General features: G+C 72.5%; 28 protein-coding genes. 7 read left to right on the top strand and 21 right to left on the bottom strand.

The window, feature by feature from the left end; translation table 11 throughout:
* Positions 1–33: 33 nt before the first annotated feature.
* The 10 genes from ACYVG5_RS12930 to ACYVG5_RS12885 form a co-directional block, all read right to left on the bottom strand.
* Positions 34–2,058: a thioredoxin domain-containing protein gene (locus ACYVG5_RS12930; RefSeq protein WP_246630696.1), complete on the bottom strand. Its 2,025-nt coding sequence runs from the start codon at positions 2,056–2,058 to the stop codon at positions 34–36.
* A 186-nt stretch (positions 2,059–2,244) separates the two neighbouring features.
* A complete protein-coding gene (locus ACYVG5_RS12925; RefSeq protein ID WP_246630712.1) occupies positions 2,245–3,708 on the bottom strand; it encodes an NADH-quinone oxidoreductase subunit N in 1,464 nt (487 codons plus the stop codon).
* A gap of 5 nt (positions 3,709–3,713) precedes the next feature.
* Entirely contained in the window at positions 3,714–5,321 is a 1,608-nt protein-coding gene (locus ACYVG5_RS12920) for a complex I subunit 4 family protein (protein ID WP_222049601.1), read from the bottom strand.
* Between the two features lie 2 nt (positions 5,322–5,323).
* Positions 5,324–7,261: a proton-conducting transporter transmembrane domain-containing protein gene (locus ACYVG5_RS12915; protein WP_222049600.1), complete on the bottom strand. Its 1,938-nt coding sequence runs from the start codon at positions 7,259–7,261 to the stop codon at positions 5,324–5,326.
* A complete protein-coding gene (locus ACYVG5_RS12910) occupies positions 7,258–7,575 on the bottom strand; it encodes an NADH-quinone oxidoreductase subunit NuoK (protein ID WP_222049599.1) in 318 nt (105 codons plus the stop codon). The genes ACYVG5_RS12915 and ACYVG5_RS12910 overlap by 4 nt, the downstream gene beginning before the upstream one ends.
* Complete coding sequence (locus ACYVG5_RS12905) at positions 7,572–8,153, bottom strand: NADH-quinone oxidoreductase subunit J (RefSeq protein WP_222049598.1); 582 nt, start codon at positions 8,151–8,153, stop codon at positions 7,572–7,574. The genes ACYVG5_RS12910 and ACYVG5_RS12905 overlap by 4 nt, the downstream gene beginning before the upstream one ends.
* A gap of 10 nt (positions 8,154–8,163) precedes the next feature.
* Positions 8,164–9,105: an NADH-quinone oxidoreductase subunit H gene (locus ACYVG5_RS12900; protein ID WP_222049597.1), complete on the bottom strand. Its 942-nt coding sequence runs from the start codon at positions 9,103–9,105 to the stop codon at positions 8,164–8,166.
* On the bottom strand, positions 9,098–10,192 hold the full coding sequence (locus tag ACYVG5_RS12895) for a hypothetical protein (protein WP_222049596.1): 1,095 nt from the start codon (positions 10,190–10,192) through the stop codon (positions 9,098–9,100). The genes ACYVG5_RS12900 and ACYVG5_RS12895 overlap by 8 nt, the downstream gene beginning before the upstream one ends.
* On the bottom strand, positions 10,183–10,524 hold the full coding sequence (locus ACYVG5_RS12890) for an NADH-quinone oxidoreductase subunit A (protein WP_222049595.1): 342 nt from the start codon (positions 10,522–10,524) through the stop codon (positions 10,183–10,185). Before ACYVG5_RS12890 ends, ACYVG5_RS12895 begins: the two co-directional genes overlap by 10 nt.
* A 188-nt stretch (positions 10,525–10,712) precedes the next feature.
* Positions 10,713–11,093 carry an ArsR/SmtB family transcription factor gene (locus ACYVG5_RS12885; RefSeq protein WP_222049594.1) on the bottom strand — a complete coding sequence of 127 codons (381 nt, stop codon included), beginning with the start codon at positions 11,091–11,093 and terminating at the stop codon, positions 10,713–10,715.
* Positions 11,094–11,210: 117 nt separating this feature from the next.
* Between ACYVG5_RS12885 and ACYVG5_RS12880 the strand changes: the two genes are divergently transcribed.
* The gene (locus tag ACYVG5_RS12880) at positions 11,211–11,618 is read left to right on the top strand and encodes a four-helix bundle copper-binding protein (protein WP_222049593.1); all 408 of its coding nucleotides are present in this window, start codon (positions 11,211–11,213) and stop codon (positions 11,616–11,618) included.
* Positions 11,619–11,686: 68 nt separating this feature from the next.
* On the opposite strand, the gene ACYVG5_RS12875 is transcribed toward ACYVG5_RS12880, so the two are convergent.
* The 3 genes from ACYVG5_RS12875 to ACYVG5_RS12865 form a co-directional block, all read right to left on the bottom strand.
* Complete coding sequence (locus ACYVG5_RS12875; RefSeq protein ID WP_246630695.1) at positions 11,687–12,514, bottom strand: F510_1955 family glycosylhydrolase; 828 nt, start codon at positions 12,512–12,514, stop codon at positions 11,687–11,689.
* Positions 12,515–12,676: 162 nt separating this feature from the next.
* The gene (locus ACYVG5_RS12870) at positions 12,677–13,309 is read right to left on the bottom strand and encodes a DUF305 domain-containing protein (protein ID WP_222049591.1); all 633 of its coding nucleotides are present in this window, start codon (positions 13,307–13,309) and stop codon (positions 12,677–12,679) included.
* 81 nt (positions 13,310–13,390) lie between these two features.
* On the bottom strand, positions 13,391–13,813 hold the full coding sequence (locus ACYVG5_RS12865; RefSeq protein ID WP_222049590.1) for a hypothetical protein: 423 nt from the start codon (positions 13,811–13,813) through the stop codon (positions 13,391–13,393).
* A gap of 306 nt (positions 13,814–14,119) precedes the next feature.
* On the opposite strand from ACYVG5_RS12865, the gene ACYVG5_RS12860 reads away from it, so the two are divergent.
* Both ACYVG5_RS12860 and ACYVG5_RS12855 read left to right on the top strand, forming a co-directional pair.
* Positions 14,120–14,716: a DUF305 domain-containing protein gene (locus ACYVG5_RS12860; RefSeq protein ID WP_222049589.1), complete on the top strand. Its 597-nt coding sequence runs from the start codon at positions 14,120–14,122 to the stop codon at positions 14,714–14,716.
* 145 nt (positions 14,717–14,861) lie between these two features.
* Positions 14,862–15,467, top strand: coding sequence for a Rho termination factor N-terminal domain-containing protein (locus tag ACYVG5_RS12855; protein ID WP_222049588.1), 606 nt, complete (start codon positions 14,862–14,864; stop codon positions 15,465–15,467).
* A 58-nt stretch (positions 15,468–15,525) separates the two neighbouring features.
* Here ACYVG5_RS12855 and ku read toward each other — a convergent pair whose 3' ends face one another.
* Both ku and ACYVG5_RS12845 read right to left on the bottom strand, forming a co-directional pair.
* On the bottom strand, positions 15,526–16,551 hold the full coding sequence (gene ku / locus ACYVG5_RS12850) for a non-homologous end joining protein Ku (protein WP_222049587.1): 1,026 nt from the start codon (positions 16,549–16,551) through the stop codon (positions 15,526–15,528).
* Positions 16,552–16,643: 92 nt separating this feature from the next.
* On the bottom strand, positions 16,644–17,564 hold the full coding sequence (locus tag ACYVG5_RS12845; RefSeq protein WP_222049586.1) for a hypothetical protein: 921 nt from the start codon (positions 17,562–17,564) through the stop codon (positions 16,644–16,646).
* A 221-nt stretch (positions 17,565–17,785) separates the two neighbouring features.
* Between ACYVG5_RS12845 and ACYVG5_RS12840 the strand changes: the two genes are divergently transcribed.
* Positions 17,786–17,974: a hypothetical protein gene (locus ACYVG5_RS12840; protein ID WP_222049585.1), complete on the top strand. Its 189-nt coding sequence runs from the start codon at positions 17,786–17,788 to the stop codon at positions 17,972–17,974.
* A gap of 46 nt (positions 17,975–18,020) precedes the next feature.
* On the opposite strand, the gene ACYVG5_RS12835 is transcribed toward ACYVG5_RS12840, so the two are convergent.
* On the bottom strand, positions 18,021–18,374 hold the full coding sequence (locus ACYVG5_RS12835) for a hypothetical protein (protein ID WP_460683237.1): 354 nt from the start codon (positions 18,372–18,374) through the stop codon (positions 18,021–18,023).
* 318 nt (positions 18,375–18,692) lie between these two features.
* Here ACYVG5_RS12835 and ACYVG5_RS12830 point away from each other — a divergent pair, with 318 nt between their 5' ends.
* Complete coding sequence (locus tag ACYVG5_RS12830) at positions 18,693–19,280, top strand: AMIN-like domain-containing (lipo)protein (protein ID WP_222049583.1); 588 nt, start codon at positions 18,693–18,695, stop codon at positions 19,278–19,280.
* A gap of 87 nt (positions 19,281–19,367) precedes the next feature.
* On the opposite strand, the gene ACYVG5_RS12825 is transcribed toward ACYVG5_RS12830, so the two are convergent.
* The gene (locus tag ACYVG5_RS12825; protein WP_222049582.1) at positions 19,368–19,718 is read right to left on the bottom strand and encodes a hypothetical protein; all 351 of its coding nucleotides are present in this window, start codon (positions 19,716–19,718) and stop codon (positions 19,368–19,370) included.
* Complete coding sequence (mca, locus tag ACYVG5_RS12820; RefSeq protein WP_222049581.1) at positions 19,715–20,602, bottom strand: mycothiol conjugate amidase Mca; 888 nt, start codon at positions 20,600–20,602, stop codon at positions 19,715–19,717. Before mca ends, ACYVG5_RS12825 begins: the two co-directional genes overlap by 4 nt.
* A gap of 192 nt (positions 20,603–20,794) precedes the next feature.
* Between mca and greA the strand changes: the two genes are divergently transcribed.
* On the top strand, positions 20,795–21,301 hold the full coding sequence (greA, locus tag ACYVG5_RS12815; RefSeq protein ID WP_222049580.1) for a transcription elongation factor GreA: 507 nt from the start codon (positions 20,795–20,797) through the stop codon (positions 21,299–21,301).
* A 17-nt stretch (positions 21,302–21,318) separates the two neighbouring features.
* Entirely contained in the window at positions 21,319–21,642 is a 324-nt protein-coding gene (locus tag ACYVG5_RS12810; RefSeq protein ID WP_222049579.1) for an RNHCP domain-containing protein, read from the top strand.
* A gap of 147 nt (positions 21,643–21,789) precedes the next feature.
* Here the strand turns inward: ACYVG5_RS12810 and ACYVG5_RS12805 are convergent, their stop codons facing one another.
* The 3 genes from ACYVG5_RS12805 to ACYVG5_RS12795 form a co-directional block, all read right to left on the bottom strand.
* On the bottom strand, positions 21,790–23,868 hold the full coding sequence (locus tag ACYVG5_RS12805) for a M3 family metallopeptidase (RefSeq protein ID WP_222049578.1): 2,079 nt from the start codon (positions 23,866–23,868) through the stop codon (positions 21,790–21,792).
* A 125-nt stretch (positions 23,869–23,993) separates the two neighbouring features.
* Positions 23,994–24,800, bottom strand: a complete 807-nt coding sequence (locus ACYVG5_RS12800; RefSeq protein WP_222049577.1) for an ABC transporter permease — start codon at positions 24,798–24,800, stop codon at positions 23,994–23,996.
* A gap of 52 nt (positions 24,801–24,852) precedes the next feature.
* A complete protein-coding gene (locus ACYVG5_RS12795) occupies positions 24,853–25,866 on the bottom strand; it encodes an ATP-binding cassette domain-containing protein (protein WP_222049576.1) in 1,014 nt (337 codons plus the stop codon).
* Positions 25,867–25,978: the final 112 nt, after the last annotated feature.

Raw genomic sequence — 25,978 nt, 5'->3', positions numbered from 1 at the left:
GGGAACGTCGATGCGCACACTGTAATTGTGTAATCAGCCCCGCGGCGGCTCCATCGCTGCGCTGAGCGCGGACACGTCCCCGACCGGCGCCGAGCAGACGAAGCCCCGGCAGACGTACGCCGCCGGGCGACCGTCCCGGGCCGGGCGGTCGGCGAGCAGTGGTACCCCCGGCGCGTCCGGTTCCCCGACGACGACGACCGCTCCCGGGCTGCCCGAGGCGCGCGCTGCGGCGGCCAGGGCATCGCGCTCCGGGCCGGCCGGGCCACTGACCGCCACCTCGAGCGGACCGGCCTGCAGCGCCTCCCCGACCGCCGCCGCCCACCCGGCTGCCCGGGGTGCGTGCTCGACCAGCCGGGCCAGCGACCCGAGCGCCTCCTCGCCCCGCCCGCGGTGCTCCGCCGAGCCGGCCAGCGCCCCGTAGCCGACCAGCGCGCCGGCGGCGGCCGCGATGCCGGCCGGGGCCGGCCCGTCGGCCGGGTCGAAGGGGCGGTGGACGAGGGCTTCGGCGTCGGCGGCGGTGTCGTGCCAGCGACCGTCGGCGTCGACGAACTGGTCGGCGACGACGGCGAGCAGCTCTCCCGCCCAGGCCAGCCAGCGGCCCTCACCGGTGGCCGAGTGCAGCGCCAGCAGGCCCTCCGCCAGGTCGCCGTAGTCCTCCAGGACCCCGGCGTGGGGGCCGGCGGCGCCGTTCCGGGACGCCCGGCGCAGCCGGCCGTCGACCCAGTGGGTGCCCTGCAGCAGCTCGGCGGCCGCGCGGGCGGCATCGACGGCCGCCGCATCGCCGGTGAGCGCCCCGTGGTCGGCGAGCGCCGCGATGACCAGGCCGTTCCAGGCGGTGACCACCTTGTCGTCACGAGCCGGCTGGGGCCGCCGCGCCCGGGCCGCGGACAGCCGGCCCCGGACGTCGGCCAGCCGGCCGGGATCGTCGACGTCCCGCAGCAGCTGGAGGGTGGAGCTGCCGTGCTCGAAGGTGCCCTCCCAGGTCACCGCGAAGGTCTCGGCCGCCCAGGCGCCGTCCTCGGGGCCGAGCACCTCGACCAGCTGCTCCGGCGTCCAGACGTAGGAGAGCCCCTCGACGCCCTCGGTGTCGGCGTCCAGTGCCGAGGCGAAGCCGCCCGCGGCGGTGCCGAGGTCGCGGACGAGGAAGGCGGCGGTCTCGTCGGCCACCCGGCGGGCCCAGCCGAGGCCGGTGCTGCGCCACAGGTGCGAGTACACCCGCAGCAGCAGGGCATTGTCGTAGAGCATCTTCTCGAAGTGCGGCACCACCCAGCGTGCATCGACGGAGTAGCGGGCGAACCCGCCGGCCAGCTGGTCGTAGATGCCGCCACGGGCCATCGCCTCGGCGGTGCCCACGACCATCCGCAGCGAGTTCTCGTCACCGCGCCGGGCGGAGGCCCGGAGCAGGAACTCCAGCACCATGGACGGCGGGAACTTGGGTGCGCCCCCGAAGCCGCCGAACTGCCGGTCGTAGCCGTCGGCGAGGGTGGCGACGGCACCGTCGAGCAGTTCGGCCGACAGCGGCGACGGCGCACCGAGGTCCAGCCGGCCGGCGATGCCCTCGGTGATCCTCGTGCCCGCGTCCTCCAGCTCGTCCCGGCGGGTGGACCAGGCGTCACCGACCGCCGCGAGCAGCTGGCGGAAGGACGGCATGCCGTGCGCCGGGCGCGGCGGGTAGTAGGTGCCGCAGTGGAACGGCTTGCCCTCCGGGGTGGTGAACACCGTCATCGGCCAGCCACCCGCCCCGGTCAGCGCCTGGGTGGCGGCCATGTAGACGCTGTCGACGTCGGGGCGCTCCTCCCGGTCGACCTTCACGCAGACAAAGCCGGCGTTCAGCTGCGCCGCGGTCGCCGCGTCCTCGAACGACTCGTGCGCCATGACGTGGCACCAGTGGCAGGCGGCGTACCCCACGCTCAGCAGGACGGGGACATCCCGGCGTCGCGCCTCGGCGAACGCCTCCTCGCCCCACTCCCACCAGTCGACGGGATTCTCCGCGTGCTGCAGCAGGTACGGGCTCGTCGCCCCTGCCAGCCGGTTGGCCATCCTGACCGCCTCTCGCATGGAACCCAGGGTCGTGGTCTGCCCGAAAGGCACGGTCAGGCAGCCAAAGCCAGACCGATCAGCCCGTCGTCCGAACGGCTCCGCGGATACCGTCTCGGGGCGACCGACCACGCGATTCGCTCGGACACCATGCCCGGCCGTGACCACACCAACCCTCCTGCCGGCTCCGCCCACCGACACCGCTACTCAGCTCGCGCTGGTGGCCGCCGCGAGCCACACCCCGGCGCCTACGCCGAGGAGGACCGAGAGCACGGCGGCCGCGTGCAGGACCACCACGGGGCCGCGCTGGATCCGCTGTGCCGTGCCGGCCGCGGTCCGCGGACCACTGCCGGGCTCGCCCTCCCCCGTCGCCGGTGCGACGGGAACACCGGCGAACGCCGGGGCGATCCAGCGCAGGTAGTAGAAGAGGCTGGCGACGGTGTTGATCGCCGCCACGACGACCAGCCAGGCGAGCCCGCCGTCCCAGGCTGCGGCGAACACCGCGAGCTTGCCGACGAAGACGGCGGTCGGTGGTGTTCCGACCAGGCCGAGCAGGCAGACCACCAGGCTGACGACCAGCGAGCGGTGGCGCCCGACCGCGGTCGCCCAGTCGGTGATCGTGCGAGCCACCGGGGCCGCCGCCACGGCGGCGAAAGCGCCGACGTTGGTCACCGCGTAGCCGGCCAGGTAGATCGCCAGGGCCGGCACGGCGAGGTCGGTGCGCGCCGCGACGGCCACGACCATGAACAGGTAGCCGACCTGGCTCACCGTCGAGTACGCCAGCAGGCGCAGAACGTCGGTCTGGTGAAAGGCAGCCAGGTTGCCCAGGGTCATGCTGGTTGCCGCAATGAGGGCGACCAGCAGGGGCACGTCGAGGGGAACGTCGGCGAAGGGCTCGGCGAGCAGCCGGAAGGCGGCCGCGACCGCGCCGATCTTGGGGATCGTGGTGAGGTAGGCAGCCATCGGAGGCGTGGTGCCGGCCGTGACGTCGGGAACCCAGAAGTGCACCGGCACCGCACCGGCCTTGAACCCGACACCGGCGAGCACGCCGAGGATGCCCACCGCGAGCAGACCCGGGGAGGCGCCAGGGAGCAGCACGGCGAGGTCGGAGTAACCGGTCGTGCCGGTGGCGAGCACCAGGGCGGCGACGCCGACCAGCATCAGGACGCCGACGAAGGCGCCCATGAGGTAGTACTTCATCGCCGCCTCGACTCCGGCAGAATCCTTGGCGAAGCCGGCGAGCGCGTACAGCGGGACGCTGGCCAGCAGGTAGGCGGCAACGAGCAGCAGCAGGTCGCCGCTGGCGGCCAGCGCGACGGCGCCCAGCCCACCGAGCAGCATGAGGACGTAGGCCTCGGTCTCGCGCGGGTGTCCGGCGAACGAGGCCGACGCCAGCCAGACGAGCGCCGCCACCCCGAGCGCGACGACGATCCGAACGACGCCGGTGGTGGTGTCGACGACCCAGGTGTCCTCGAACACCCGCTCGGCCGGTTCGGGCAGCGCCACGGCTGCGGCGACCGCGCTGGCCAGACAGGCCGCGGTGACCAGGAGCCGGACCCGCCGCTGCCGGTGCTGCGGCGTCCAGAGCCCCAGCAGCAACCCACCGACCGCGCCGAGCAGCAGGAGCAGTTCGGGCAGCAGGGCGAGCACCCGCTCACCGCCCCCGGACATGCCCGTCACCGGGCCACCAGCTCCACCACCGCCATGGCGGCCGGCTCGAGGACATCCAGCACGATCCGTGGGAGCAGGCCCAGGACCAGCGCGAGCACGAGCAGCGGGACGATCGAGGCCACCTCGTGGCCGCGCAGGTCCACCACCCGGGCCGACACCTCCGGGCGGGTGGCGGTCACCGTGTGCCCGTCCGTCCGGTCGGGAGCCGGCCGCTCCCCCGTCCCGTCGGCGTCCGCCTCGGCCGGGACGACGGGGTCGACGGGGTCGCCGGTGAGCAGCCGCTGCAGGGCGACCAGGAACAGTCCAGCGGTGACCAGGATGCCGACGACGGCGATCACCGTGGCGACCGGCGTGGCCTGCAGGGCACCGGTGAAGATCTGGAACTCGGCGATGAAGCCGGAGAACCCGGGCAGCCCGAGGGAACCGAACGCGGCGAGCGCGAGGCAGCCGGCGAAGACCGGCGCCGGCCGCGCCAGGCCGCCCCACCGGTCGAAGGCGTAGGTGTGCCCGCGGGACCACAGCACCCCGCTGAGCAGGAACAGCGCGCCGGTGAGCAGGCCGTGGCTGACCATCTGGTACATCGCCCCCACCGTGGCGACGGTCCGCGCCCCCTCGTCGGCGGACGCGACCAGGCCGGCCGCGCCCAGGCCGAGGAGCACGTAACCCATGTGGTTGACGGAGGTGTAGGCGATCATCCGCTTGACGTCGGTCTGGGCCAGCGCGACGAACGCGCCCCACAGCACGCTGATCACCCCGACGACGACGGCCACCATCGCCCACCGCTGCCAGGCCTCGGGAAGGATCGGCATGGCGATCCGCACGAACCCGTAGGTGCCGAGCTTGAGCAGGATCCCGGCGAGAACGGCGGACCCGGCCGCCGGCGCGTCGGTGTGCGCGTCGGGCAGCCAGGTGTGGAACGGGAACAGCGGTGTCTTCACCGCCAGCCCCAGGCCGATCGCCAGCAGGACCAGCCCTCCGGCCACCGGGGAGTCCGCGAGCGGTGGGTTCGCCGCCAGCGCCACCATGTCGAAGGTGCGCTCGTCGCTGCCGAGGAACAGCCCGATGAAGCCGACGAGCAGCGCCAGCGACCCGATGAACGTGTAGAGGAAGAACTTCAGCGCGCTGCGCCGGGCGTTGCCGTGGCCCCAGCCGGCGATGACGAAGTACATCCCGACGATCGTCAGGTCGAAGAAGACGAAGAACAGGATCAGGTCCAGCGAGGCGAACGTGCCCAGGCACGCGGTCTGCAGGAAGAGGAACAGCGCCGCATAGGTACGCGGCCGGTCCGGCTCGCGCAGCGAGTAGATCGCGCAGGCCAGGAACAGCACCCCGGTGAGGGCCAGCAGCGGCAGGGAGAGCCCGTCGACGCCGACGTGGTAGCCGGCGTCGACGGTCGGGATCCACTGCAGGTCGGCCTCGTACGCCAGGCCGTCGACGACCCCCGAGGCGCCCTCCCCCGGCTCGAAGCGCCACCACATCCAGCCGACCAGCGCCAGGTCGACGGCGGAGGCGGCCACCCACAGCCCGATGGCCGCCCGGGCACCGAGCCCGCGGGCGGCCAGCAGCACGCCGGCGATCACCACCGGCAGGAAGATCACGACCGTCAGCAGCACGACTACCTCACCACGAGCAGGAGAACGAGCAGGACGCCCAGACCGACGACGGCCTGGGCGTAGTACTGGTGCAGCAGCCCGGTCTGGGGACGGCGGGCGGCGCTCCCCGCGCGACGGAACGCCCTCGCCGTGCCGCGGACCGCGCCGTCCACCACTCCGGCGTCCATCCGCGCGGCCCCGGCGGCTGCACCGCGGGTCGCCGAGGCGACCGCCGACACCGCGCCGTCCAGGACACGGTCGTCCGCCTGGGACGCCGATGCGGCAAGCCGGCGGGCGCCGGCAGCCACTCCCATCACCGCCCGGTCCACCACCCGGTCGTCCACGGTGGCCAGCGCCCGGGCCAGCGCCATCGCCGGTCGCGGGGACAGCAGCCGCCCGAGCCCGGCCCACGACCCGAGCGGACCCCGGGAGAGCTGCTGCAGAACGGCGGGGCGGGTGCTGACCACGGCGATGGTCAGCCCCAGGACGGCGAGCGCGAGCGCCCCGGACGACAGCAGCTCCCCCAGGCCCGGGGACGGCTGGCCCTCCGCGCCCAGGACCGCCTTGAGCTGCTCGGCCACGGCCGGCAGCGCGAGCACGCCCAGCCCGGCGGCGAACACGGCGAGCACGCCGGCGACGACGGTGGTGAGCGCCGGGACGCGCCGGGTGCCCGGCTCCTCGTCGTCGAACGCCTCGTCCCCGGTCGGCCGAGCGAGGACGACGGCCAGGATCCGACCGGCGTACGCCGCCGAGAGCGCAGCGGCGGCGAGACCCACCACCGTCAGCGCCCGTCCGTCGACACCGGCGAGCACCTCGTCCTTGGTCGCCCACAGCGACAGGGGAGGCACACCGGCCAGGGCGAGGGCGGCGACGGTGGCGGCTGCGCCGATCCCCGGGTACCGGCGGGCGGCGCCACGCAGGTCGGCGAGGTTCCTGGTGCCGAGCGCGGTGAGCCAGGCGCCGGCGGCGACGAAGAGGCCGGCCTTGACCGCGGCGTGCGCGACGAGCTGAGCCGTGCCGCCCGCGGTGGCGCCCACCCCGGCGGCGAGCACGACGAAGCCGATCTGTGCGGCGGTGCTCGCCGCGAGCAACTGCTTGAGATGGGACTGAGCCAGGGCCACGGCGCCCAGCACGAGTGCGGTCAACGCACCGGCCCAGGCGGCCGCGGTCGCGGCCCAGCCGGTCGCTGCCAGCAGTGGCTGCATCCGGATCAGCAGGTATCCGCCGGCGGCCACCATCGTGGCCGAGTGCAGCAGCGCGCTGACCGGGCTCGGGCCCTGCATGGCGGCCGAGAGCCAGGCCGAGAAGGGCAGCTGCGCCGACTTGCCGAGCGCGGCGACCAGCACGCCGGCGGCGGCCAGATGCGCCCAGCCGCCGTCGGCACCGGCCAGATCGGCGAGGACCAGGCTGCCCGTGGCCGCCAGCGCGGCCCCGCCGGCGACGTACAGGCCGAGGTCCCCGGCGCGCGTGGTCACGAACGCGCGGGTGCCGGCGGCCAGCTTGCCCGGCTCCTCCCACCGGAAGCCGATCAGCGCGTAGGAGGTCGCGCCCATCACCTCCCATGCCAGGAGGAGCGCGGGCAGTGTGGCCGCGGTGACCGTGGCCAGCATGGCGGCGACGAAGAGCAGCAGGTAGCCGAAGAAGCGCCCTCGTGCGGCATCCGCCGGCAGATCCGCGAGGGCGAAGACGGTGACCAGCAGAGCGATCCCCGCGACCAGGACCACGAGCACGGCGGACAGCCCGTCGACGACCAGGCGCAGGTCGCCGCCCTCGATGACGCCGAGGAAGGGCACCGAAAGCCGCGGCCGGGTTCCGGCCACCCAAGCTGACAGCGCCGCACCGGCCCCGGTGACGGCAACGGCCAGCGGACCGGCGGCACGGTCGGCCCGCCGACCGGCGACCAGCAGCCCCGTCCCGCTCAGGGCGGGGAGCAGCACCAGCGCGCCGAGGGCGGCGCTCATCCGCGCAGGTCCGAGGCCATGTCGATCATGTCGATCTGCCGGGCCCGGTAGAAGGCGATGGTGACGGCGAAGCCCATGGCCATCTCCACCGCCATGACCACCAGCGCGACGACGACCAGCATCTGGGCGTCGGGCAGGTCCGGCGCGAGGAAGTACCAGGCAGCTCCCCCGGCCAGCAGCACCCCGTTGAGGACGAGCTCGAGGCCCATCATCACCATGACGATCGTCTGCTGGGACAGCGCTCCGAACAACCCGACACCGATCAGGCCGGCGGCGACGGTCAGCACGACCTGGAGCACCAGCTCGGCGGTCATCGGGGCAGTCCCCCGGGCACCGGGTCGTCCGGATGTTCGGCGGCGAGATCGGCACCGAAGCGGTCGTACCGCCCGCGTGCGGTGGCCAGGACGGTGCCGGCGATGATCGTGGCGAACAGCCCGATGCCGATGACCAGCATGACCAGCATGTGGCTGCCCATGATGGCCTCGCCGAGCTGGCGGGTGCTGTCGGCGGGGCGGGAGACGTCCCGGGTCGGCCAGTCGACCGTCCAGATGCCGACGGTGAGCCCGGCGAACGCACCGGCCCCGATCACAGCCGAGCCCTTGGCGTTGTGCACCATCGTCATCGGCATGAGGCCGGCCGGGTTCATCATGAACATGATCATGAAGACGGCCATGATCGCCATCTCGATCGTCATCATCAGCGCCGTCACGACGGCCAGGTAGACCAGGTCCAGGGCCAGCAGCACCCCCGCCACGGCGAGGAACGACGCCAGCAGGGCGAAGGTCGCCCGCGCCATCGAGTCGACGACGAACACGGCGATCCCGGCGGCGACCGACAGGATCCCGAGGGCGACGACGGTGGCGATCACCCAGCCGCCGAGGTCGGTCAGCATCGCGCCCTCCTCATGCGTAGAAGCCGTTCAGGACCAGCACGGCCACGGCGAGCGCCTGCAGCAGGGTCAGCGGAACGAGGACCATCCAGCCGACCTCCACCGTGCGATCGGGCCGCAGCACCGGCACCCGGCGGCCGGCCCAGACGAGCGCCGTCACGACGGCGAGGGTCTTGAGCAGGAACCACAACGGGCCGGGCAGCCACGGGCCGGCGTCGCCGCCCAGGAACAGGGCGACAGCCATGGCCGCGGCGGCGCCCAGGAACACCGCCCGGCCCAGGTCGACGAGCAGCCGGTCGACACCCGACAGCTCCGAGGTGACGCCGCCGGCGATGTCGGCCGCGGCGGGCGCGGCGAACGGGCCCCAGAACGCGAAGGCCGCGGCGCCGGCCACGAAGACGACGAAGGCGACCGGCATCGTCACCACGAACCACAGGCCCTCCTGCGCGGCGACGACGTCCGTCGTCCGCAGCGACCCGGCCGCCAGGCCCGCCGTGATCAACGCGAACATCAGCGGCAGTTCGTAGGCCAGGCCCTGGGCGAGGAACCGGTATCCGCCGGTCAGCGCGTGGACCGCGTTCGGACCCCACCCGACCAGCCACACCGCCGCCCACAGCAACGCCTCCATGGCGTTGAACCACACGAGGTCCGCGCTGGTCGACCACAGCGTCCGGCCGCCCACGGGCACCACGGCCAGCGACAACAGCGCCAGCGTCGGCACCGCGGCGCAGCCGATCCGCCACAGCAGCCGATCCGGCGCCAAGGTCGTCCGCCGCTGCTCCACCAGCCCCCGCGCGCCGGCAAGCAGCGGCTCGACGACCGCTCTCCCGGCTTCCCCGGAGACGACGGCCCGGTCGACCGCCGCCACCACGAGGCCCAGGGCCAGCCCGCCCACCATGATCACCAGGACGGCAGGCGCCAACCCCCACACGTCCACCAACGTCTCGTCAGGCATGGGCGGACTCCGACGGCGGGACCACGGTGACGGGCTGGAGGTCGAAGCCGGCCACGATCAATCGTGCACTTCCGAGCTCGGCGCCCTGCACCAGCGCCGCGACCTCGTCCAGCGACGGCCCGGCAAGCTCCGCCACCGGCTGCCCCACCGCGATCTCACACCACCGCCGAACCCGGTCCAGGGTGTCTCCGCCGAGGCCACTTTCCGGCGCCGTGCACCCGATGCCACCGGCCGTCCACGCCAGCGCGCGCGAGCGGCGCACCCTCCGCGCCACCGCCGCTGCGCGCCGCTGTGCCGCGACGCGTCGATCGGGGTCGCCGGCGCTGAAGCCGTCCCGGGCGCGACGTGCATCGCGGGCGGCCGTCGGCCAACCGGCCACGACGAGGAAGCGGACGAGACGATCCAGCGCCGCCTGCTGCGGATCCAGGTCGAGCTCGGCGGCGGGGAGAGACGCGGCGTCGAGCCAGCAGAGCTCGGCGGACGTGAGGACGTCACCCTGCAGTTCCGCCCGCAGGACCAGCCCGGTGGGCCAGCCGGGTAGCACCGGCCCGAGCACCACCGTGAGCACGTCTAGCTCGAGCCCGTCCCGATCCGGGCCCGTCATCGCCATCGGCAGCCCGGCGACCTCACCACCGTGGTCCATGCCCTCGTGACCACCACCGTGGTCCATGCCCTCGTGACCACCACCGTGGTCCATGCCCTCGTGACCGGCGTCCCCGTCCGTGCCGAGCAGCTCTGCCGGGGACGGCCGATCGTCGGCGCCCGGCCCCGAGCCTGCCGGGCGGATGAGCGCGGCCCCGCCCTCGTCCAGAGCGGCGCCGATGTCGTCAGGCCGGCGCAGGTCCACCCGATGCCGGGGTTCGGGTACCTGGCTCCAGAGGACCTCGACAGCCGCGGCCAGGCCCGGTCCAGGGGGGCCCAGGACGACGAGAAGATCGGTGTCCGCCGGCGACCGGGCGTGCGACCAGCCGCGGCGATCGAGGTCGGCCTCGACGGCCCAGCGGAACGGCGTCGCGCCGGGGGTGTCGACGAGCAGGACTCGTGGCCGGGCCAACGCCCAGCCGCGCAGTCGCGCACTCAGGTCCATCGCAGAGCGCCTTCCCGCCACACGTAGGTGACGCCGACGAGCAGGATGGTGAGGAAGCCGAACATCTCGACGACGGCAGTCGTGCCCATGTCCGCGACGACGACCGCCCACGGGTACATGAAGATCATCTCCATGTCGAAGGCGAGGAACAGGACGGTGACCGCGTACCAGCGGGTGTGGTAGCGGGAGACGGCGTGCTGCTGCGGGACCAGCCCGGATTCGTAGGGCAGGACGGTCGCTGACTCGCGGGCGGGGCGCACCGCGGACGACGCGGCGTACAGCCCGACGACGCCGGCCAGAATCAGGGCCAGCAACGACAGCACGGCAATCATGGACGCCCTCTCGCCTTCCGCAAGAAGTCGAAACCGACCGGCCGGGACCGGCCAGGTGATGGCGCTGACATCCGGACAACTGTGCGGATGTAGCCGACTGTAGGGGCGGTCGAGGATGCCCGCGCGCCGACGCAGGCCGCGCGCCGTGAGACGCACGGAAAGAGCTGCGTCCCAAGGCCGGCATCCCGTCAGTCGTCGTCCGGTGCCGGCGCCTCGGCGAGCACGATCAGCTGGCGAAGGCAGTGCTCGCGGAGCGGTTCGGGAAAACCGTCGGCGAGGCGGTAGTAGACGACGCGGCCCTGCTTCCGGTTGGTGACGAGGCCTGCCGTGCGCAGCAACCGGAGGGCGTACCCCACGGCGTCCTCGTTGGTCTCAAGTGCGAGGGCGAGGTCGCCGACGCAGAGCTCCTCGACCATGTCCAGGGCGAACAGGACCCGGGCCCGGGTGGGATCGGCCATCAGGCTCAGCACGCTGGTCAGCTGAGCCGCTTCGTCCCGGCTGGGCAGCCGGGCACGGGCGTGTGCGACCCGCTCGGGGTCGACCGGGTGCGCGTGGTCAGGTGGGGACATCGAGAAACACCTCCGGTGCACTCATACCCGTACGGATCTGCGGGTAGCGCCGAACTTGTCGGCGATCGTCCCAGACGGCGTCCGAGCCGTCCGGCGCCACAGATCCGAGGAGTACCCATGACCGTGGCAGCCCAGATGCTCGACACCTACCCCAAGGACCTCGGCGGGGTCGACAAGCAGAAGCTCCTGGCCTGCATCGAAGCCTGCTTCGAGTGCGCCCAGGCGTGTACCGCGTGCGCCGACGCCTGCCTCAGCGAGGACAAGGTCGCCGAGCTGACCAAGTGCATCCGCAGCAACACCGACTGCGCCGACATCTGCGACACGACCGGCCGCGTGCTCTCCCGGCACACCGGCTACGACGCCAACCTCACCCGCGCGGTGCTCGAGGCCTGCGCCGCGGCCTGCAAGGCGTGCGGTGACGAGTGCGAGGGCCACGCCTCGATGCACGAGCACTGCCGGGTCTGCGCCGAGGCCTGCCGGCGCTGCGAGCAGGCGTGCCGGGACCTCATCAGCTCGCTGGGCTGACGGCCGCACGGACGGTCGACGCCGGGGGCGCCACGGTCCACCACGGCCTGGCGCCCCCGGGGCCGACCTCAACGCTCCAGCAGGACCTCGAAAGTAGAGCCACCATCGAACGACTCGACGAGGGCGTCGGTAGTCACGACCACGAGCCGCATCCGATCGCCTTCCGCAGACGCCACCACAACTTCGGGAGCGGCGTCCAGCCGCCCCGCCTCCTGCCACGTCTCACCACGGTCGGTGCTGGACCACACCACCCCGGTCGGCGTCACCCCGACGGCGCTGTCACCGTCGGCCCAGTCGACCACCTGGAGGACGGGCGCCCCAACCGACGGGGACCACGAGGACCCCGCATCGACGGAGCGCAGGAGGCCCTGCTGAGTCGCCGCCAGCACGTGCATGCCGTCCGGTGACGCCGCCAGCGAGTGCGGCTCGGCCGGGATGTCCAGCTGTTCCCACGCTCGGCCGTCGTCGCTACGCATCAGTGCCCCGTCGAAGCCGAGCACACCGGCGTCGCTGGCGGTCAAGCCGTGAAAGTCGGACTGCCCCTGTCGGGACAGCGGCGTCCAGGTACGACCGCCGTCGGTGGACTCGATGAGGCCGACGGGCTGCGGCAGGTCGACGCGCAGGCCGGGGTGACCGGAGGCCAGGTACCGGGCGGGACCGGCCACGCTGAACCCCATCAGGTCGATCACCGGGCCGACGGGGGTGACCTGGCCGCCGTCACCGACCTCGAGGAGGCCCTCGTGCGTCGCCACCAGCACGTCTCCGTCTCCAGGATCTATCCCAACTCCGTGGACGTGAGCTGCGGGCAATGACCCCGCAGGAAGTGCTTCGACTGGGCCGGAGGGGGCGGACTCCGACGAGGAACATGCGGCCAGGGCAACCACGAGGGCGGTCATCACCGAGCCGGTGACCATCGTCCGGGAGGAACGGCAAGAACGAGGGGTTATCTGGCTACGCACGGCGAACTCCAGGGATCCGTCTGAGGGCCGGGAGGTGGACCCGGCAAGCAGGGGCGCCGCGGGGGCGGCGGACCGGCCGCCGCCCCCGCAGCCACCGACTCAGCCGCCGAGTTCATTCAGCAGCTGCTGCATCTCGTTGATCTCGTCGTTCTGGGTCTCGACGATGAGCCGAGCCAGGTCGATCGCTTCCTCGTTCGCGCCGTCGTCGATCTCGATTTGCGCCATGACCACCGCACCGTCGTGGTGGCCGATCATCGACTGGAGCCACATCCGGTCGAAGTCGGGACCGGCGGGCATGTCTCCCATGCCGCCGGAGCCCATGCCGGGCATGTCCTGGGGCGCGTGGCCCATGCCATCTGATCCATGATCCATACCGCCCATGCCACCGGATTCCACCGGCTCTCCCCACTCCTCCAGCCAGCCGGTCATCAGATCGATCTCCGGGCCCTGACCGGCCTGGATGCGCTCGGCCAGGCCCAGCACGCGAGGATCGCTGGCGCGCTCCACAGCCATCTCAGCCATCACCAGGGCACCTTCGTGATGCGGGATCATCCCCTGAGCGAAGGCGACGTCGGCGTCGTTGAACTCTTCGGACACGGTCGCCGAGCTGTCGGCGGAAGTGTTGCTATCGGCCGCGGTGCCGTCGACGGCACTGGAACAGCCGCCGAGAAGGACTGCGCCGGCGAGCAGGCCACCGGCGATGCGGACGAGTCGAGCTGTCGTGCGGGTCATTGCGAGTCTCCTGTCAATGAGGTCTGGGCGTGCCTGATCGCCCCCCGTCCAGCAGGTGCTGGCGGGGTCGGGGCGTTCGGCCTAGATCCGCAGGAGACAGAGAGCGGAGAGATCCGGCGCCGGGTGCAGCCGGTAGCGCTGCCGGAGCCCATGCAACGAGCGGGGCGGGCCTCGTACGACGAGGGCGGCTCGCCCACGGAACAGCAACGCGACGCTCACCAGCGCCAACGCCGCGAACACCACAGCAAGACAGATGGTCCAGAACTCGGGTCCATGGGCTGGGAGGCCGCCAGGAGCGGGGTGGAGTGGCGTGATCGCATCCGCGCCGAGGGCGGCGACGTGGGGGGTTCCATCGGGGAACACGGTCGAGCCGCCGTCCAGCACGGTGAGAGGGACGGCGGAAGCCACGTGGGCGGGGCCGAAAGATCCGCTCATGCACTGCACCCCGTGCATGGCCAGGACGGCGGCCACCACGAGCAGTGCCCAGATCCGCCGCCCTCGCATGACACCCCCGCTCCACACCTGCCCCGCATGCCTGCAGGCTCGATGGCGGCACGACGGTACCTGTTCCGACGGTTCCGACGAGGGCACCGAGTCACTCGCGTTTATCCGGACAACCGTACGGGCATGCGGACGCCGTTCCACAAGGTCGCCGTCTGCCTAAAGTCTCGACCTTCCGCGCGGACTGCCGACCACGGCAGCCACGCGCCTGCGGTGTGACCGGATGCAGCCAGCGGCTCTCGTGGCCGCGAGTCCCACGACGTGCGCGACTCCTCCCACCCCGACAACCGCAGAACGGAGATCGGATTCATGGCGACGAAGAAGAGCGACGAGGCGAACGAGAACGATCAGGGCGGCGGCATGTCGCCCCAGGCGAAGATGTACCTGCGGTTCGGGGCCGCGATCCTGACGTCCATCGTCCTCATGTACTGGATCATGTTCGTCAGCACCTGGGAGTGGAGCCACATCCGCTTCAGCCAGAGCCGCGTCTTCATGGCGATCACCATGGGCGGGGCCATGGGGCTGGTCATGCTCGCGTGGATGTCCAACATGTACAAGAACATGAAGGCCAACATCGCCATCGTGGCAGCGAGCCTGCTGCTCCTGGGTTTCGGGATCTTCCTCGACCGCAGCCAGACCACCGTGCAGGACACCGCTTGGATGCGCGCGATGATCCCCCACCACTCGATGGCGATCACCCGCTCCGAGCGGGCCGAGCTCGACGACGTGCGCGTCTGCCAGCTGGCCGTCGAGATCATCGAGGCACAGCAGCGGGAGATCGACGAGATGGACTGGCTGATCGGGGACATCGCGGAGAACGGGATCGCCGACACGGTCGAGGAGGCCGAGGCCCGACCCGTCCCTGACTTCGAGGCGGCTGCAGCGCGCGACTGCCCGCCAGACTGACCGCGGCATGGCCGGTTGCCGGCCCTGTGACGGCGGGCTGGCAGCCCCCCGCGGTGCGGCCGAGCCAGGACCCCGCCGTGCGCGTGGGTCCGGCACTGGCGGGTAGGGCCGTGATCATCACCGCCCACCGGGAAAGGAGAACACCGTGAGCAACGAGACGCCGAACACCCCGGGACTCAGCGAGACGGAGCTGCGCGGGACCAAGGTCGACGACCTCCGCGAGCAGGCCAGGGAAGCGGGCATCAGCGGAACCTCCTCGATGAAGAAGGAGGAACTCGTCAGCGCCATGTCGGAGGCGTACCGGGAGGACGCTCGGGACGGCTCGGACGGCAGCACCGGAGAGAGCGAGGCGGGACACCCCGGCGATCGCGGTCCCGATGACGGGCACCTGCGCACCGGAGACCAGACGTCGCGGTCCCTGAAGTACTCCCAGGAGGTGACCTCGCTGGACGAGGACCCGGAACGCCAGGGCCGCAGCCTCGCCACGACGAGCCACGAGGTGATCCGGCACTGGGCCGAGGAGCGCAACGGCGTGCCGGCCACCGTCGACGGCACCGAGCACGGCGACCACCTCGGCGTGCTGCGCTTCGACTTCGCCGGCGACTCCGAGAACCTGCGGCAGGTGAGCTGGGACGAATGGTTCGCCACCTTCGACGCCCGCAAGCTCAACTTCCTGTACCAGGAGGAGCGCAAGGACGGGAACCAGAGCAACTTCTTCCGGCTGGAGAGCCCGGACCGCGAGGACGCCTGAGCGGCCTGATCGGACCCGGCCCCCGGCGTCAGACCTGGGCTCTCCGCTCGCTTCCCGGTCAGGAGGCCTTGCTGCCGGCCGCGCTGCGCGCGCTCCGCACGGCCTCCGCCAGCTCCTCGCGGGTCATCTTGGACCGCCCGGGGACGTCGAGACCCTGGGCCAGGTCGTAGAGGTCCTTCTTCGTCATGCGCTCCAGGTCGCCGTCCGGCCCGTCCTGCTCCCGGGCGGCTGGGTCCTCGCTCGCTTCCCGGCCGGACCGGCGGGTGGTCAGCTTTCCGACGTCCTTGCTGTTGCCCGGCCGGTGGCCCTTGGCCTCTGCGACGCTAGCGCGCAACGCATCCATCAGGTCGAGGACGTTCGACTCGCCTGCCGGCCCCCCTTCGGTCACCACCTCCTCACCGCGACGCTTGGCCTCGATGAGCTCGTTGACCCGGTCGCGGTAGGTGTCGCGGTAGTTGCCGGGGTCCCACCCGGTGGTCATGGACTCGATCAGCGACACCGCCATGTCGAGGTCGCGGGCCTTGAAGGAGTGCCCGACCGGCAGTTGCTCGATCTCCTCGACCGGGTCGCGCACCTCGTCGGCGAAGAACATCGTCTCCAGCGTGAGCACCTCACCCTGTGGCCGGATCGCGGCCAGGTACTGCTTGGACCGCATGACGAACGTGGCCACACCCACTCGGCCGGCCCGTTCCATCGCCTGCAGGAGGAGTGCATACGCACGCTGGGCCTCGTCGTTCTGCGGCGCCAGGTAGTAGGTCTTCTGGTAGTAGATGGGATCGATCTCGGCCACGTCGACGAAGTCGGAGATGTCGATGATCCGGGACCGCCCCGGTTCGATCTCCTCCAGTTCCTCGGGAGTGACGATGACGTACCGGCCGTCACCGATGTCCTCGCCCTTGACGATGTCGTCGTAGTCGACCTCGTCGCCGGTGTCCTCGTTGATCCGCTTGTAGCGGATCCGGGAGGAGGTGCCCCGCTCGAACTGGTTGAAGTGCACCGTCTTGTCCTCGGTGGCGGAGTAGAGCCCGACCGGTACGTTGACCAGCCCGAAGGTCAGGGCTCCCGTCCAGATGGCTCGTGCCATGACGACCGCCTCCTCTCATCGACGTGCAGCCGCCCTACCCGCGCGGGGACGCCCCATGCCGCCGGTTCGACGTCGTGCCGATGCCGGGCAGGTCAGCCCTTCGTCCGGCGTCCGGCGGCGGATCTCTCCAGTCGCTCCACGCGCGCCCGGACCCGGTCCCGGACCTGGCCGGCGCGCTGCGCGCGGCGCTCCGCGGCGTCCCGGCGCCGTTGGCCCTGCCGCAGGTCGCCCGTCAGCTCACCGGCCTCCTGTTCAGCCCGGCGCAGCTCGTCCTCGAGCTCCCCGATCCGGGCACGCAGCTGGTCCCGCCGAGCGCTGAGCCCGTCCAGTCGGTCCCGCTCCCCCTCGGCCTCCGTCTCGGCCTCCGCTGCGGCGGCCTCGGCGTCCACGAGCTCCTCCCGCGCGCCGGCCAACTGCTCCTGCGCGGCCCGTCGCTGCCGCTCGCGCGTCGACGTCCGCTCGTCGCCGGCCCGCCCCGCTGCCGAGGTGGCCTCACCCGGCTCACCCGCCGGGAGGGCGGCGACCGCCCCGTGCACGTCGGCCGTTCCGACACCGGTGTACGACAGGGGTGAGGTCAGTCGACCGGACAGCGTCGCCCGGCCGGCGTCCTCGTCGGCCATCGCCGCCCGCAGCGTGTCCTGGACCTGACCGGCGACCGCGTCGCTCACCGGCCGGCCGAGCTCCTGCGCCAGCGTGCGTGCCTGGCGTACCAGGGCCGCCACCACCCGCCGGCGCTGCTGGGTGAGCTCCTTCAGCTGCTCCCCCTCGAGAGTGCGCTGCGCCTCCCGCAGGTCGGCACCCAGGGCAACCAGCTGGCGGAGCTCGTCGGGCTCCCGCCGCACGAGCGTGTTGACTGCCCACGCCGCGGCGGAGGGCCTGCGGAGCTTCCCGATCGCCTGCGCCAGATCGCGGTCCCCGTCGGCACGGGCCTCCTTCCGTCGGGCGTCGCGGGCGGCGGTGAACTCATCAGGAGGCAGCCCGTACAGCTCGCCGGCGACATCGGAGAGCCTCACCGCACGCCCTCGGGTCCGGCCGGGCGGCGACGCGCCGTGCCGGGCACGGCGATGCCAGGTGCTCGCTGGGCGTCCGGCATGGGCCCGATCATCGACGACACCACCGCGGCGCGCCGGTCCGGACCAGCACCTGCTGCCGCGGTCCCCCGGATCGACCCGGCCGCCCACGGCGGTGAACCCGCGGTGGCACCCCGGCGCGGGGGCTCGTCTACGGTCCCCTCATGTCGTTGATCTTCCACTGGGGCGGCCCGCGTCACGGCGAGGTCGATGACGTGGTCGCCGAGATGCTGGCGTCCTCGGTCCTCGTCTACGACGGGCCACGGTGGTTCGGGGTGTACGAGCGCTTCGAGCCCGTGCAGATGCAGGACACCCCGCAGGGGCCGGCCGAGGTCTGGGTCGTCCGGGAGTAGCCGCAGCGCGACGACGCCTGCCTGGTGAGCGCGACGTCCGCTGCTGTCAGCCGGGCGATCGCAGGGAACGTGCCCACGCGAGCACCCAGCCGGCCTCCAGCACAGCGTCCACCAGGTACATCCGGCTGATCCGGTGCCGGCCCACGTAGACCAGGTCGATGCTCCCGAGCGTCAGCGCCGTCCCGACACCGACACGGCGAGCGCCGGCCAGGCCGTCGTCCGACGGCTCGGCCCGCCACTGCACCACGCCGTTGGCCACCATCAGGCCGGCGACCGTCCGCACGAGCCACCGGTCGACCTTCGGCCCGGTGACCACCTCGAAGCTGCGCATGTGCAGCAGCGGCCACAGCCCACCCAGCACGTTGAACGCGCCGTGCGCCCGGGCCAGCCCGGCTGCCACGGGTTGCCTCCGCATGCCTGGTGCCTCTTTCCCCGACCGGAACCGGTTCCCGCACGGCTGATGCCTGAGCTACCCCGACGACTGCGGGCCGAAGCTGCGGTTCGCCAGATATCTCGTCGACCGGCCCAGGACGACGGTCTGCCGGTCCACTGCGGAGGGCAACGCCGCGGATCGGCTCCGCCGCGACGCACCGGTGCTTCGACGACATCTGACAACCGACTCGGCACAGGTCATGGGTTGTCGTGGCAGCCACGGTCTGGTAATGGGCCGGCGTGTCGCGGGACGCTTCCAGTGGCTCACCTCACACCTGGAGGAACCGTGAACCGTCCCCGGCCCCGTCGCCGTCCCCTCGCCATCCTCTCCGTCGTCCTCACCGCGGTCGCCGCGGTCCTGGTCGGCGCCGCCGGCCCCGCCGCGGCGGCCGCCCCCTACTGCGGCATCACCTGGGGCTCGCTCCCCGAGGCGCACGACGACCTCGCCGACCGCGAGGTGGTCAACGACGTCCGTGCCGGCCGGCACGACTGCTACGACCGCCTGGTCATCGATCTGGGCGGCCAGGACAGCTCGTTCGGCTCGTACGACGTGCGCTACGTGCCCCAGGTCATCGCCGACGGGTCCGGAGCCGTTGTCCCGGTCCGGGGCGGTGCGGCGCTGCAGATCATCGTCGGGGCCCCGGCCTACGACGAGCACGGCGCCACCTACGCGCCCGCCGACCCCCGGGAGGTCGTGGACGTCCGCGGGTTCACCACGTTCCGGCAGGTCGCCTGGGCCGGGTCCTTCGAGGGCCAGACCACCCTGGGCGTCGGCGTCCGGGCCCGACTGCCCTTCCGGGTGTTCACCCTGCCGGGTACGCCGTTCTCCGACCAGGGGCCCCGACTGGTGATCGACGTGGCGCACCACTGGTGATCCCCACCGCAGGACCCTGCAGACGCCGGGCGGGCGCCCCGCTCGGCGTCTGCAGGCCGTCCGGCGGGCGGCCCGGCCGGTCCCCGGTCAGGAGCCGGGAACCTGGCCGCCGTCCCGGGGGTTGCCGTCCTGGGGACGGCGCGGCGGCTCGATGGCCAGCGGCGCCCGGCGCAGGGTGTCGAGCAACTCGTCCCCCGGGCGGGGCCCGTCGATCAACTCCGCCGGGGTGTCGGGGATCTCGACCGGCTCGTCGTCGGGCCCGAAGCTCCTCGGCAGCTTCTTGAGATGCCCGCCCATCGACCGCACCAGCAGGATCGTGGCGATCAGCAGGGCGACGATCAACGTCAGACCGATCGGCCCGGCCTTGCCCACGTCCTCGGGGAGCTGTTCCTGCTGCGCGGCCAGGACCGTGAGACCGGTGATGAGTGCGCCGGTCACGGGACACGCACCGGGCTGCGGACGCCGGCGAACAGATCGTCCTCCGGCAGCGTCGAGTCGACCAGCGAGCGCGCCAGCTCGTAGTCCTCGGTCGGCCAGGCCCTCGTCTGCATGTCCAGCGGCACGGTGAACCACCGCCCGCTCGGGTCGATCTGGGTGGCGTGCGCGATCAGTGCTGCATCGCGGACCGGGAAGTACTCGGCGCAGGGCACCCGGGTGGTGACCCGGTGGGAGATGTCCCTGGCCGGGTCCCACTTCTCCAGCATCTCGGCGTACGGCGACTCCAGCCCCATCGACAGGATCGCCTCGTGCAGCGCCTTGGTGCGCGGCAGTGTGAAGCTCATCTGGTAGTAGAGCTTGCTCGGCTGCCAGGGCTCGCCCAGGTCCGGGTAGCGCTCCGGGTCGCCGGCGGCCTCGAAGGCGTACACCGAGACCTCATGGGTCTTGATGTGGTCGGGGTGCGGGTACCCGCCGCGCTCGTCGTAGGTGGTCACCACCTGCGGCCTGAAGCGGCGGATCAGCTCCACGAGCGGCGCCGCGGCCTCCTCGGTGGGCACGAGGGCGAAGCAGCCCTCGGGCAGCGGGGGCAGCGGGTCGCCCTCGGGCAGGCCGGAGTCGACGAAGCCGAGCCACTCCTGCTCGACGCCGAGGATCTCCCGCGCCCGGGCCATCTCCTCCATCCGCAGCTGCGGCAACCGCTCCCACACCTCGGGGCGGTCCATCGCGGGGTTGAGCACCGAGCCGCGCTCTCCGCCGGTGCAGGTGGCCACCAGCACCCGGGCGCCCTCGGCGACGTACTTGGCCATCGTCGCGGCACCCTTGCTCGACTCGTCGTCGGGATGGGCGTGCACCGCGAGCAGGCGCAACTGGTCCGGTTCTGTCACGTCGCCCATTGTCCCCCGCGAGCGCCGGGACCGGCGGGTGCCCCGGCCGGAGGACGGCCGGGGCACCCGGCCGGGCGCCTCCGGCCCGGGCGGTACCTGCACCGGCGGCCGCCGCGGTGTTAGTTTTCTCGCTTCGACAACGGCGGTCCGTCACCGGACGGCCGCCATCCGAAACTCGGGAGTCTCCACATCGTGTCCACCCCCACTGACGAGCAGGACCCGGGCGTCTGGCTGACGCAGACGGCCCACGACCGGCTGAAGGCCGAGCTCGACCAGCTGGTGGCCAACCGCCCGGCCATGGCCAAGGAGATCAACGACCGCCGCGAAGAGGGCGACCTCAAGGAGAACGGCGGGTACCACGCCGCCCGCGAGGAGCAGGGCAAGCAGGAGGGCCGGATCCGGCAGCTCACCGACCTGCTGCGCAAGGCGCGCGTCGGTGAGCCGCCCACGACGGCGACGAACGCCGCGCTCGGCACGGTCATCACGATCGCCTTCGAGGGCGACGAGGACGACACCGAGAAGTTCCTGCTCGGCTCGCGCGAGATCGCCGGCACCACGGAGCTGACGGTCTACTCCCCCGAGTCGGCGCTGGGTTCGGCGATCGTCGGGGCCGCCCCCGGCGAGACGGTGACGTACCAGGCACCCAATGGCCGGGACATCTCGGTGAAGGTGCTGGGCGTCGAGCCCTTCGTCCCCTGACGAGCGGGGCACGGCAGGTGGGCGCACGGTCCCGTCAGGCGGAGAACACCTCCTTTCCGTGCGCCCACTGCGCCACCCCGGTGCCGGCGAACACCGACGGTCACTACCGCAACCACTGCCCGTGGTGCCTGTGGTCGCTGCACGTCGACGAACTGCCCGGTGACCGGGCCAGCGAGTGCCGCGGGCAGATGGAGCCGATCGGGCTGGTGGAGAAGTCGGGCAAGGGCTGGCAGGTGGTGCACCGCTGCACCGTCTGCGGCCACCGGCAGCCCAACCGCCTGGTCCGCGAGGGTGCCGCCCCCGACGACCTGGACCTGGTGCTCGCCCTCCCTTGGTTGTGAGTGCGGGCTGTGCACATTGCGATCCTCCGGATCGCACCGCGGCCAGGAACCGTCCCCGACCGCCGATGAGCCGCTGCGAGGAGTTCCGGTCGGAGGCCTACGGCCCCCACCCAGAACTCCTCAGGCGCTTCCGCGCCGATTCTCGATCTACGCGGCCAGTCCTCTCCGCCTCAAGAGCGGGCCGGTGTCGGCGGGGCGCCCGCGGACGGCGCGGAAGGCGCCCAGCGGGTCCACCGATCCACCGCGGGACAGCAGCCGGTCGCGGAAGACGTCACCGTTGGCCCGGGTCAGCCCGCCGTTCTCCCGGAACCACTCGACCGTGTCGGCGTCGAGCACCTCCGACCAGATGTAGGAGTAGTAGCCCGCCGAGTAGCCACCGGCGAAGACGTGCTGGAAGTACGTCGTCCGGTAGCGCGGCGGGACGAGAGCGGAGGAGACCCCGGCGTCGGCCAGTGCGCGGGCCTCGAACGCCTGGGCATCCGGAACGGCGGTTTCCGGGTCCAGCCGGTGCCACGCCTGGTCGAGCAGGGTCGCCGCCAGGTACTCCAGCGTCGCGAAGCCCTCACCCCACAGCGACGCGGCCTCGATCGCCCCCACCACGTCCGCCGACAGCGGCTCACCGGATTCCACGTGCCGGGCGTAACCGGCCAGGACCTCCGGCCACAGCGCCCACATCTCGTTGACCTGGCTGGGGAACTCCACGAAGTCCCGGGGCACGCTGGTACCGGCGAAGCGGGGGTAGGTGACGTGCGAGAACAGCCCGTGCAGCGCGTGCCCGAACTCGTGGAACAGCGTGGTGACCTCGTCGAGGGTCAGCAGCGCCGGCTGCCCCGCTGCCGGGCGGGTCACATTGAGGTTGTTCACCACGACCGGCCGGGTGTCCAGCAGCTGCGACTGGGTGACGAAGGAGTTCATCCAGGCGCCACCGCGCTTGCCCTCGCGGGCGAAGTAGTCGCCCAGGTACAGCCCGACCGGCTCCCCGCCGGCCCCGTGCACCTCCCACACCCGGACGTCGGGGTGGTAGCCGGCCAGGTCGGGACGCGGGGTGAAGGTGTAGCCGTAGAGCAGCTCGGCGGCCCGGAAGACGCCGTCGACCAGGACCCGGTCCAGCTCGAACCACGGCCGCAGCGAGGCGCGGTCGACGGCGTACCGCTCGGCGCGCACCCGCTCGGAGTAGAAGGCCCAGTCCCAGGGCGCCAGCTCGATCCCGTCGGCCGTGGCCAGCTCGGCGAGCACTGCGGCCTCGGCCTGCGCGTTGCTGACGGCGGGGGGAACCAGGGCCGCCAGCAGCTCGTCGACCGCGGCCGAGGTCTTCGCCGTCTGGTCCGCGGCGATCAGGTCGGCGTGCGTCGCGTGCCCCAGCAACCGGGCCCGCACCGCCCGGACGTGCGCGATCTCGGCGGCGACCGGGCCGTTGTCGTGCTCACCGGACGACGCTCGGGTGACCGACGCCTCGTGCACCCGGCGTCGCAGTGCGCGGTTGCGGAGCTTGGCGAGCACCGGCTGCCCGCTGGGCAGGACCAGCGGGATCAGGTACGCCCCGGCCGAGCCGCGTTCGGTGGCCGCGCCGGCCGCCGCCCCGACCTCGGCGGGGGTGAGCCCGTCGAGCTCGGCGGCGTCGGTGACCAGGACGGCCGCCGCCTCGGTGGCCACGTGCAGGTTCTGGCCGAACGTCGTCGACAGCTCCGACAGCCGCTGGTTGAGCCGGCGGAGCTCCTCGCGGCCGGCCTCGTCCAGCCCGGCACCGGCCAGCACGAAATCGAGGTGGTAGCGCTCCACCAGCCGCAGGGACTCCGCGTCCAGCCCGGCGCCGTGCCGCTGCTGGTGGACCGCGTCGACCCGGGCGAACAGCGCCGGGTCGAGCCGCAGCGCGTCGGAGTGCGCGGCGGCGAGCGGAGCGATCTCGCGCTCGATCTCCCGCAGCCGGTCGGAGGAGTTCGACGAGGCGAGGTTGTAGAAGACCGCCTCGGCCCGGCCCAGCAGCTGCCCGGAGCGCTCCAGGGCGACGATCGTGTTCTCGACGGTGGGCGGCTCGGGGGTGGCGACCAGCGCGGCCACCTCCGCGCGCTGCCCCGCCATCCCGGCGAGCAGTGCCTCCCGGCAGTGGTCGAGGGTGATCTCGGCGAACGGCGGCAGGGCGTAGGGCAGCGCGGAGGGCTCGGCGAGCGGGTTGGACGGGGGCAGGGTGGCGGCGGCCGGCGCGGTGACCGGATCAGCGGTGCTCATCGCCCCCATCCTCCGCCTGCGCGCGCGGCCTTCCGGCAGGGACCCGTCGCGAGCTCCGGATGGCCCCGTCCCGAGGCTCACCCGAGCTTGCGAGGGAGGAGGAGGACGGGGTCCTTCGACCTTTCTCAGCGGGTGGAGGTCCGCTGATAGGCCCGGACCGACAGCGGCACGAACACGACCAGGATCAGGGCGGTCCAGAGCACCGTGTAGAGCACCGGGTGCTGCAGCGACCAGGCGTCCGGCACCGGCGCACCGGGGAGGGTGTTGCCGAACAGGTTGCGGGCCGCCTGGACGACCGCGGACACCGGGTTCCACTCGGCGAAGGTGCGCAGCACCGGGGGGAAGCTCTCCAGCGGAACGAAGGTGTTGGCGATGAACGTCAGCGGGAAGAGCACCATGAAGCTGGCGTTGTTGACCACCTCGGGGGTGCGGACCAGGAGACCGACCAGGGCCATCAGCCAGCTGATGGAGAAGGCCAGCAGGAGTAGGACCAGGAAGCCCGCCGCCGCTTCGGGCACCGAGGACCTGATCCGCCAGCCCACGACCAGGCCGGTGAGCGCCATCACGACGATCGAGATGACGTTGAGGCCGAGATCGGCGACGGTGCGGCCGATGAGCACCGCCGAGCGGGACATCGGCAGGGACCGGAACCGGTCGATGAGCCCCTTCTGCAGGTCCTCGGCGATGCTGGCGCCGGTGACGGTCGACCCGAGCACCACCGTCTGGGCGAAGATCCCGGGCAGCAGGAACTCCGCGTAGGGGACGTCGCCGGGTACCTGGATCGCGCCGCCGAACACGTAGCGGAACAGCAGCACGAACATGATCGGCGACAGCGTCGCGAAGACGATCAGGTCGGGGACGCGCTTGACCTTGATCAGGTTGCGCCGGGTGATGGTGACGCTGTCGGAGATCGTCTGGGCCACGGTGCTCATCGACCTGCCTCCGGCGCGGGAGCGGAACGGCCTTGCCGCGCTGTCAGGTATTTCATCGGGGTGCTCCTGTACCGACGGGAAGCGATGGCTCGACGGGATCGGCCGGATCGGTGGGCGGGGCCGCGTCCTCCGCGGCGTGCCCGGTGAGGGTGAGGAAGACATCATCGAGGTCGGGGCGGCGCAGGCCGATGTCGAGGACCTGCACGCTGGTGGCCGACAGCCGATGCAGCGCCTCGGCGAGTGTCTCGGTGCCTCCGCTCACCGGCATCGACAGCCGCCGGGTCTGCTCGTCCCGCCGCATCTCGGCCTGCGCCAGCGGGCGCAGCGCTTCGGCGGCGAGGACCAGCTGCTCGACGGTTGCCACGGTGAGCTCCAGCCGCTCACCACCGACCTGGGCCTTCAGCTCGTCGGCGGTGCCGCGGGCGATGACCTGGCCGCGGTCGATGACCACCATCCGGTCGGCGAGCCGGTCGGCCTCCTCCAGGTACTGGGTGGTGAGCAAGATCGTCGTCCCGTCCTGGACGAGGTCGGCGATGAACTCCCACATGCCCAGCCGGCTGCGCGGGTCGAGCCCGGTGGTCGGCTCGTCGAGGAAGAGCACCCGAGGGCGGGCGATCAGCGAGGCGGCGATGTCCAGCCGGCGGCGCATGCCACCGGAGTACGTCTTCGCCGGGCGGCGGGCGGCGTCGGTGAGCTCGAACCGCTCGAGCAGCTGCCCGGCCCGGGCCCGCGACTCACGCTTGCCCAGCCGGTAGAGCTGCCCGACCATCTCCAGGTTCTCGCTCCCGGTGAGGTACTCGTCGACCGCGGCGTACTGCCCGGTGAGCCCGATCGAGGCCCGGACCTCACCGGCCTGCCGGACCACGTCCAGGCCGGCCACCTCGGCGCGGCCGGCATCGGCCCGCATCAGCGTGCTGAGGATGCGCACCACCGTCGTCTTCCCGGCGCCGTTGGGCCCCAGCAGCCCCAGCACGGTGCCCTCGGCGACGGTGAACCCCACCCCGTCGAGCGCGGTGGTGGCACCGAACCGCTTGACGAGGCCTTCGACGACGACGGCGTTGGTCATGCCAGGCACGCTAGGGCTCCCCACCGACAGTTCCGAACTGGTTTCTCCGGCCCGGCGGGCCGGGGCAGCAGCTGCACGTCATCTCCTTCGACTCCGGCGCCGGGTACGGCGC

It is taken from the genome of Modestobacter lapidis, assembly GCF_054780755.1.
This window is presented reverse-complemented; position numbering and strand designations above follow the sequence as displayed.

Bases quoted from the DNA above. Each gene is read 5' to 3' on its own strand.
- ACYVG5_RS12885 (WP_222049594.1), bottom strand. From the start codon at position 11,093: ATGTCCCCACCTGACCACGCGCACCCGGTCGACCCCGAGCGGGTCGCA.
- ACYVG5_RS12900 (WP_222049597.1), bottom strand. From the start codon at position 9,105: ATGCCTGACGAGACGTTGGTGGACGTGTGGGGGTTGGCGCCTGCCGTC.
- ACYVG5_RS12860 (WP_222049589.1), top strand. From the start codon at position 14,120: ATGGCGACGAAGAAGAGCGACGAGGCGAACGAGAACGATCAGGGCGGC.
- ACYVG5_RS12875 (WP_246630695.1), bottom strand. From the start codon at position 12,514: ATGACCGCCCTCGTGGTTGCCCTGGCCGCATGTTCCTCGTCGGAGTCC.
- ACYVG5_RS12915 (WP_222049600.1), bottom strand. From the start codon at position 7,261: ATGAGCGCCGCCCTCGGCGCGCTGGTGCTGCTCCCCGCCCTGAGCGGG.
- ku (WP_222049587.1), bottom strand. From the start codon at position 16,551: ATGGCACGAGCCATCTGGACGGGAGCCCTGACCTTCGGGCTGGTCAAC.
- ACYVG5_RS12805 (WP_222049578.1), bottom strand. From the start codon at position 23,868: ATGAGCACCGCTGATCCGGTCACCGCGCCGGCCGCCGCCACCCTGCCC.
- ACYVG5_RS12880 (WP_222049593.1), top strand. From the start codon at position 11,211: ATGACCGTGGCAGCCCAGATGCTCGACACCTACCCCAAGGACCTCGGC.
- ACYVG5_RS12905 (WP_222049598.1), bottom strand. From the start codon at position 8,153: ATGCTGACCGACCTCGGCGGCTGGGTGATCGCCACCGTCGTCGCCCTC.
- ACYVG5_RS12870 (WP_222049591.1), bottom strand. From the start codon at position 13,309: ATGACCCGCACGACAGCTCGACTCGTCCGCATCGCCGGTGGCCTGCTC.
- ACYVG5_RS12895 (WP_222049596.1), bottom strand. From the start codon at position 10,192: ATGGACCTGAGTGCGCGACTGCGCGGCTGGGCGTTGGCCCGGCCACGA.
- ACYVG5_RS12890 (WP_222049595.1), bottom strand. From the start codon at position 10,524: ATGATTGCCGTGCTGTCGTTGCTGGCCCTGATTCTGGCCGGCGTCGTC.
- ACYVG5_RS12925 (WP_246630712.1), bottom strand. From the start codon at position 3,708: ATGTCCGGGGGCGGTGAGCGGGTGCTCGCCCTGCTGCCCGAACTGCTC.
- ACYVG5_RS12840 (WP_222049585.1), top strand. From the start codon at position 17,786: ATGTCGTTGATCTTCCACTGGGGCGGCCCGCGTCACGGCGAGGTCGAT.
- ACYVG5_RS12930 (WP_246630696.1), bottom strand. From the start codon at position 2,058: ATGCGAGAGGCGGTCAGGATGGCCAACCGGCTGGCAGGGGCGACGAGC.
- ACYVG5_RS12910 (WP_222049599.1), bottom strand. From the start codon at position 7,575: ATGACCGCCGAGCTGGTGCTCCAGGTCGTGCTGACCGTCGCCGCCGGC.
- ACYVG5_RS12865 (WP_222049590.1), bottom strand. From the start codon at position 13,813: ATGCGAGGGCGGCGGATCTGGGCACTGCTCGTGGTGGCCGCCGTCCTG.
- ACYVG5_RS12795 (WP_222049576.1), bottom strand. From the start codon at position 25,866: ATGACCAACGCCGTCGTCGTCGAAGGCCTCGTCAAGCGGTTCGGTGCC.
- ACYVG5_RS12800 (WP_222049577.1), bottom strand. From the start codon at position 24,800: ATGAGCACCGTGGCCCAGACGATCTCCGACAGCGTCACCATCACCCGG.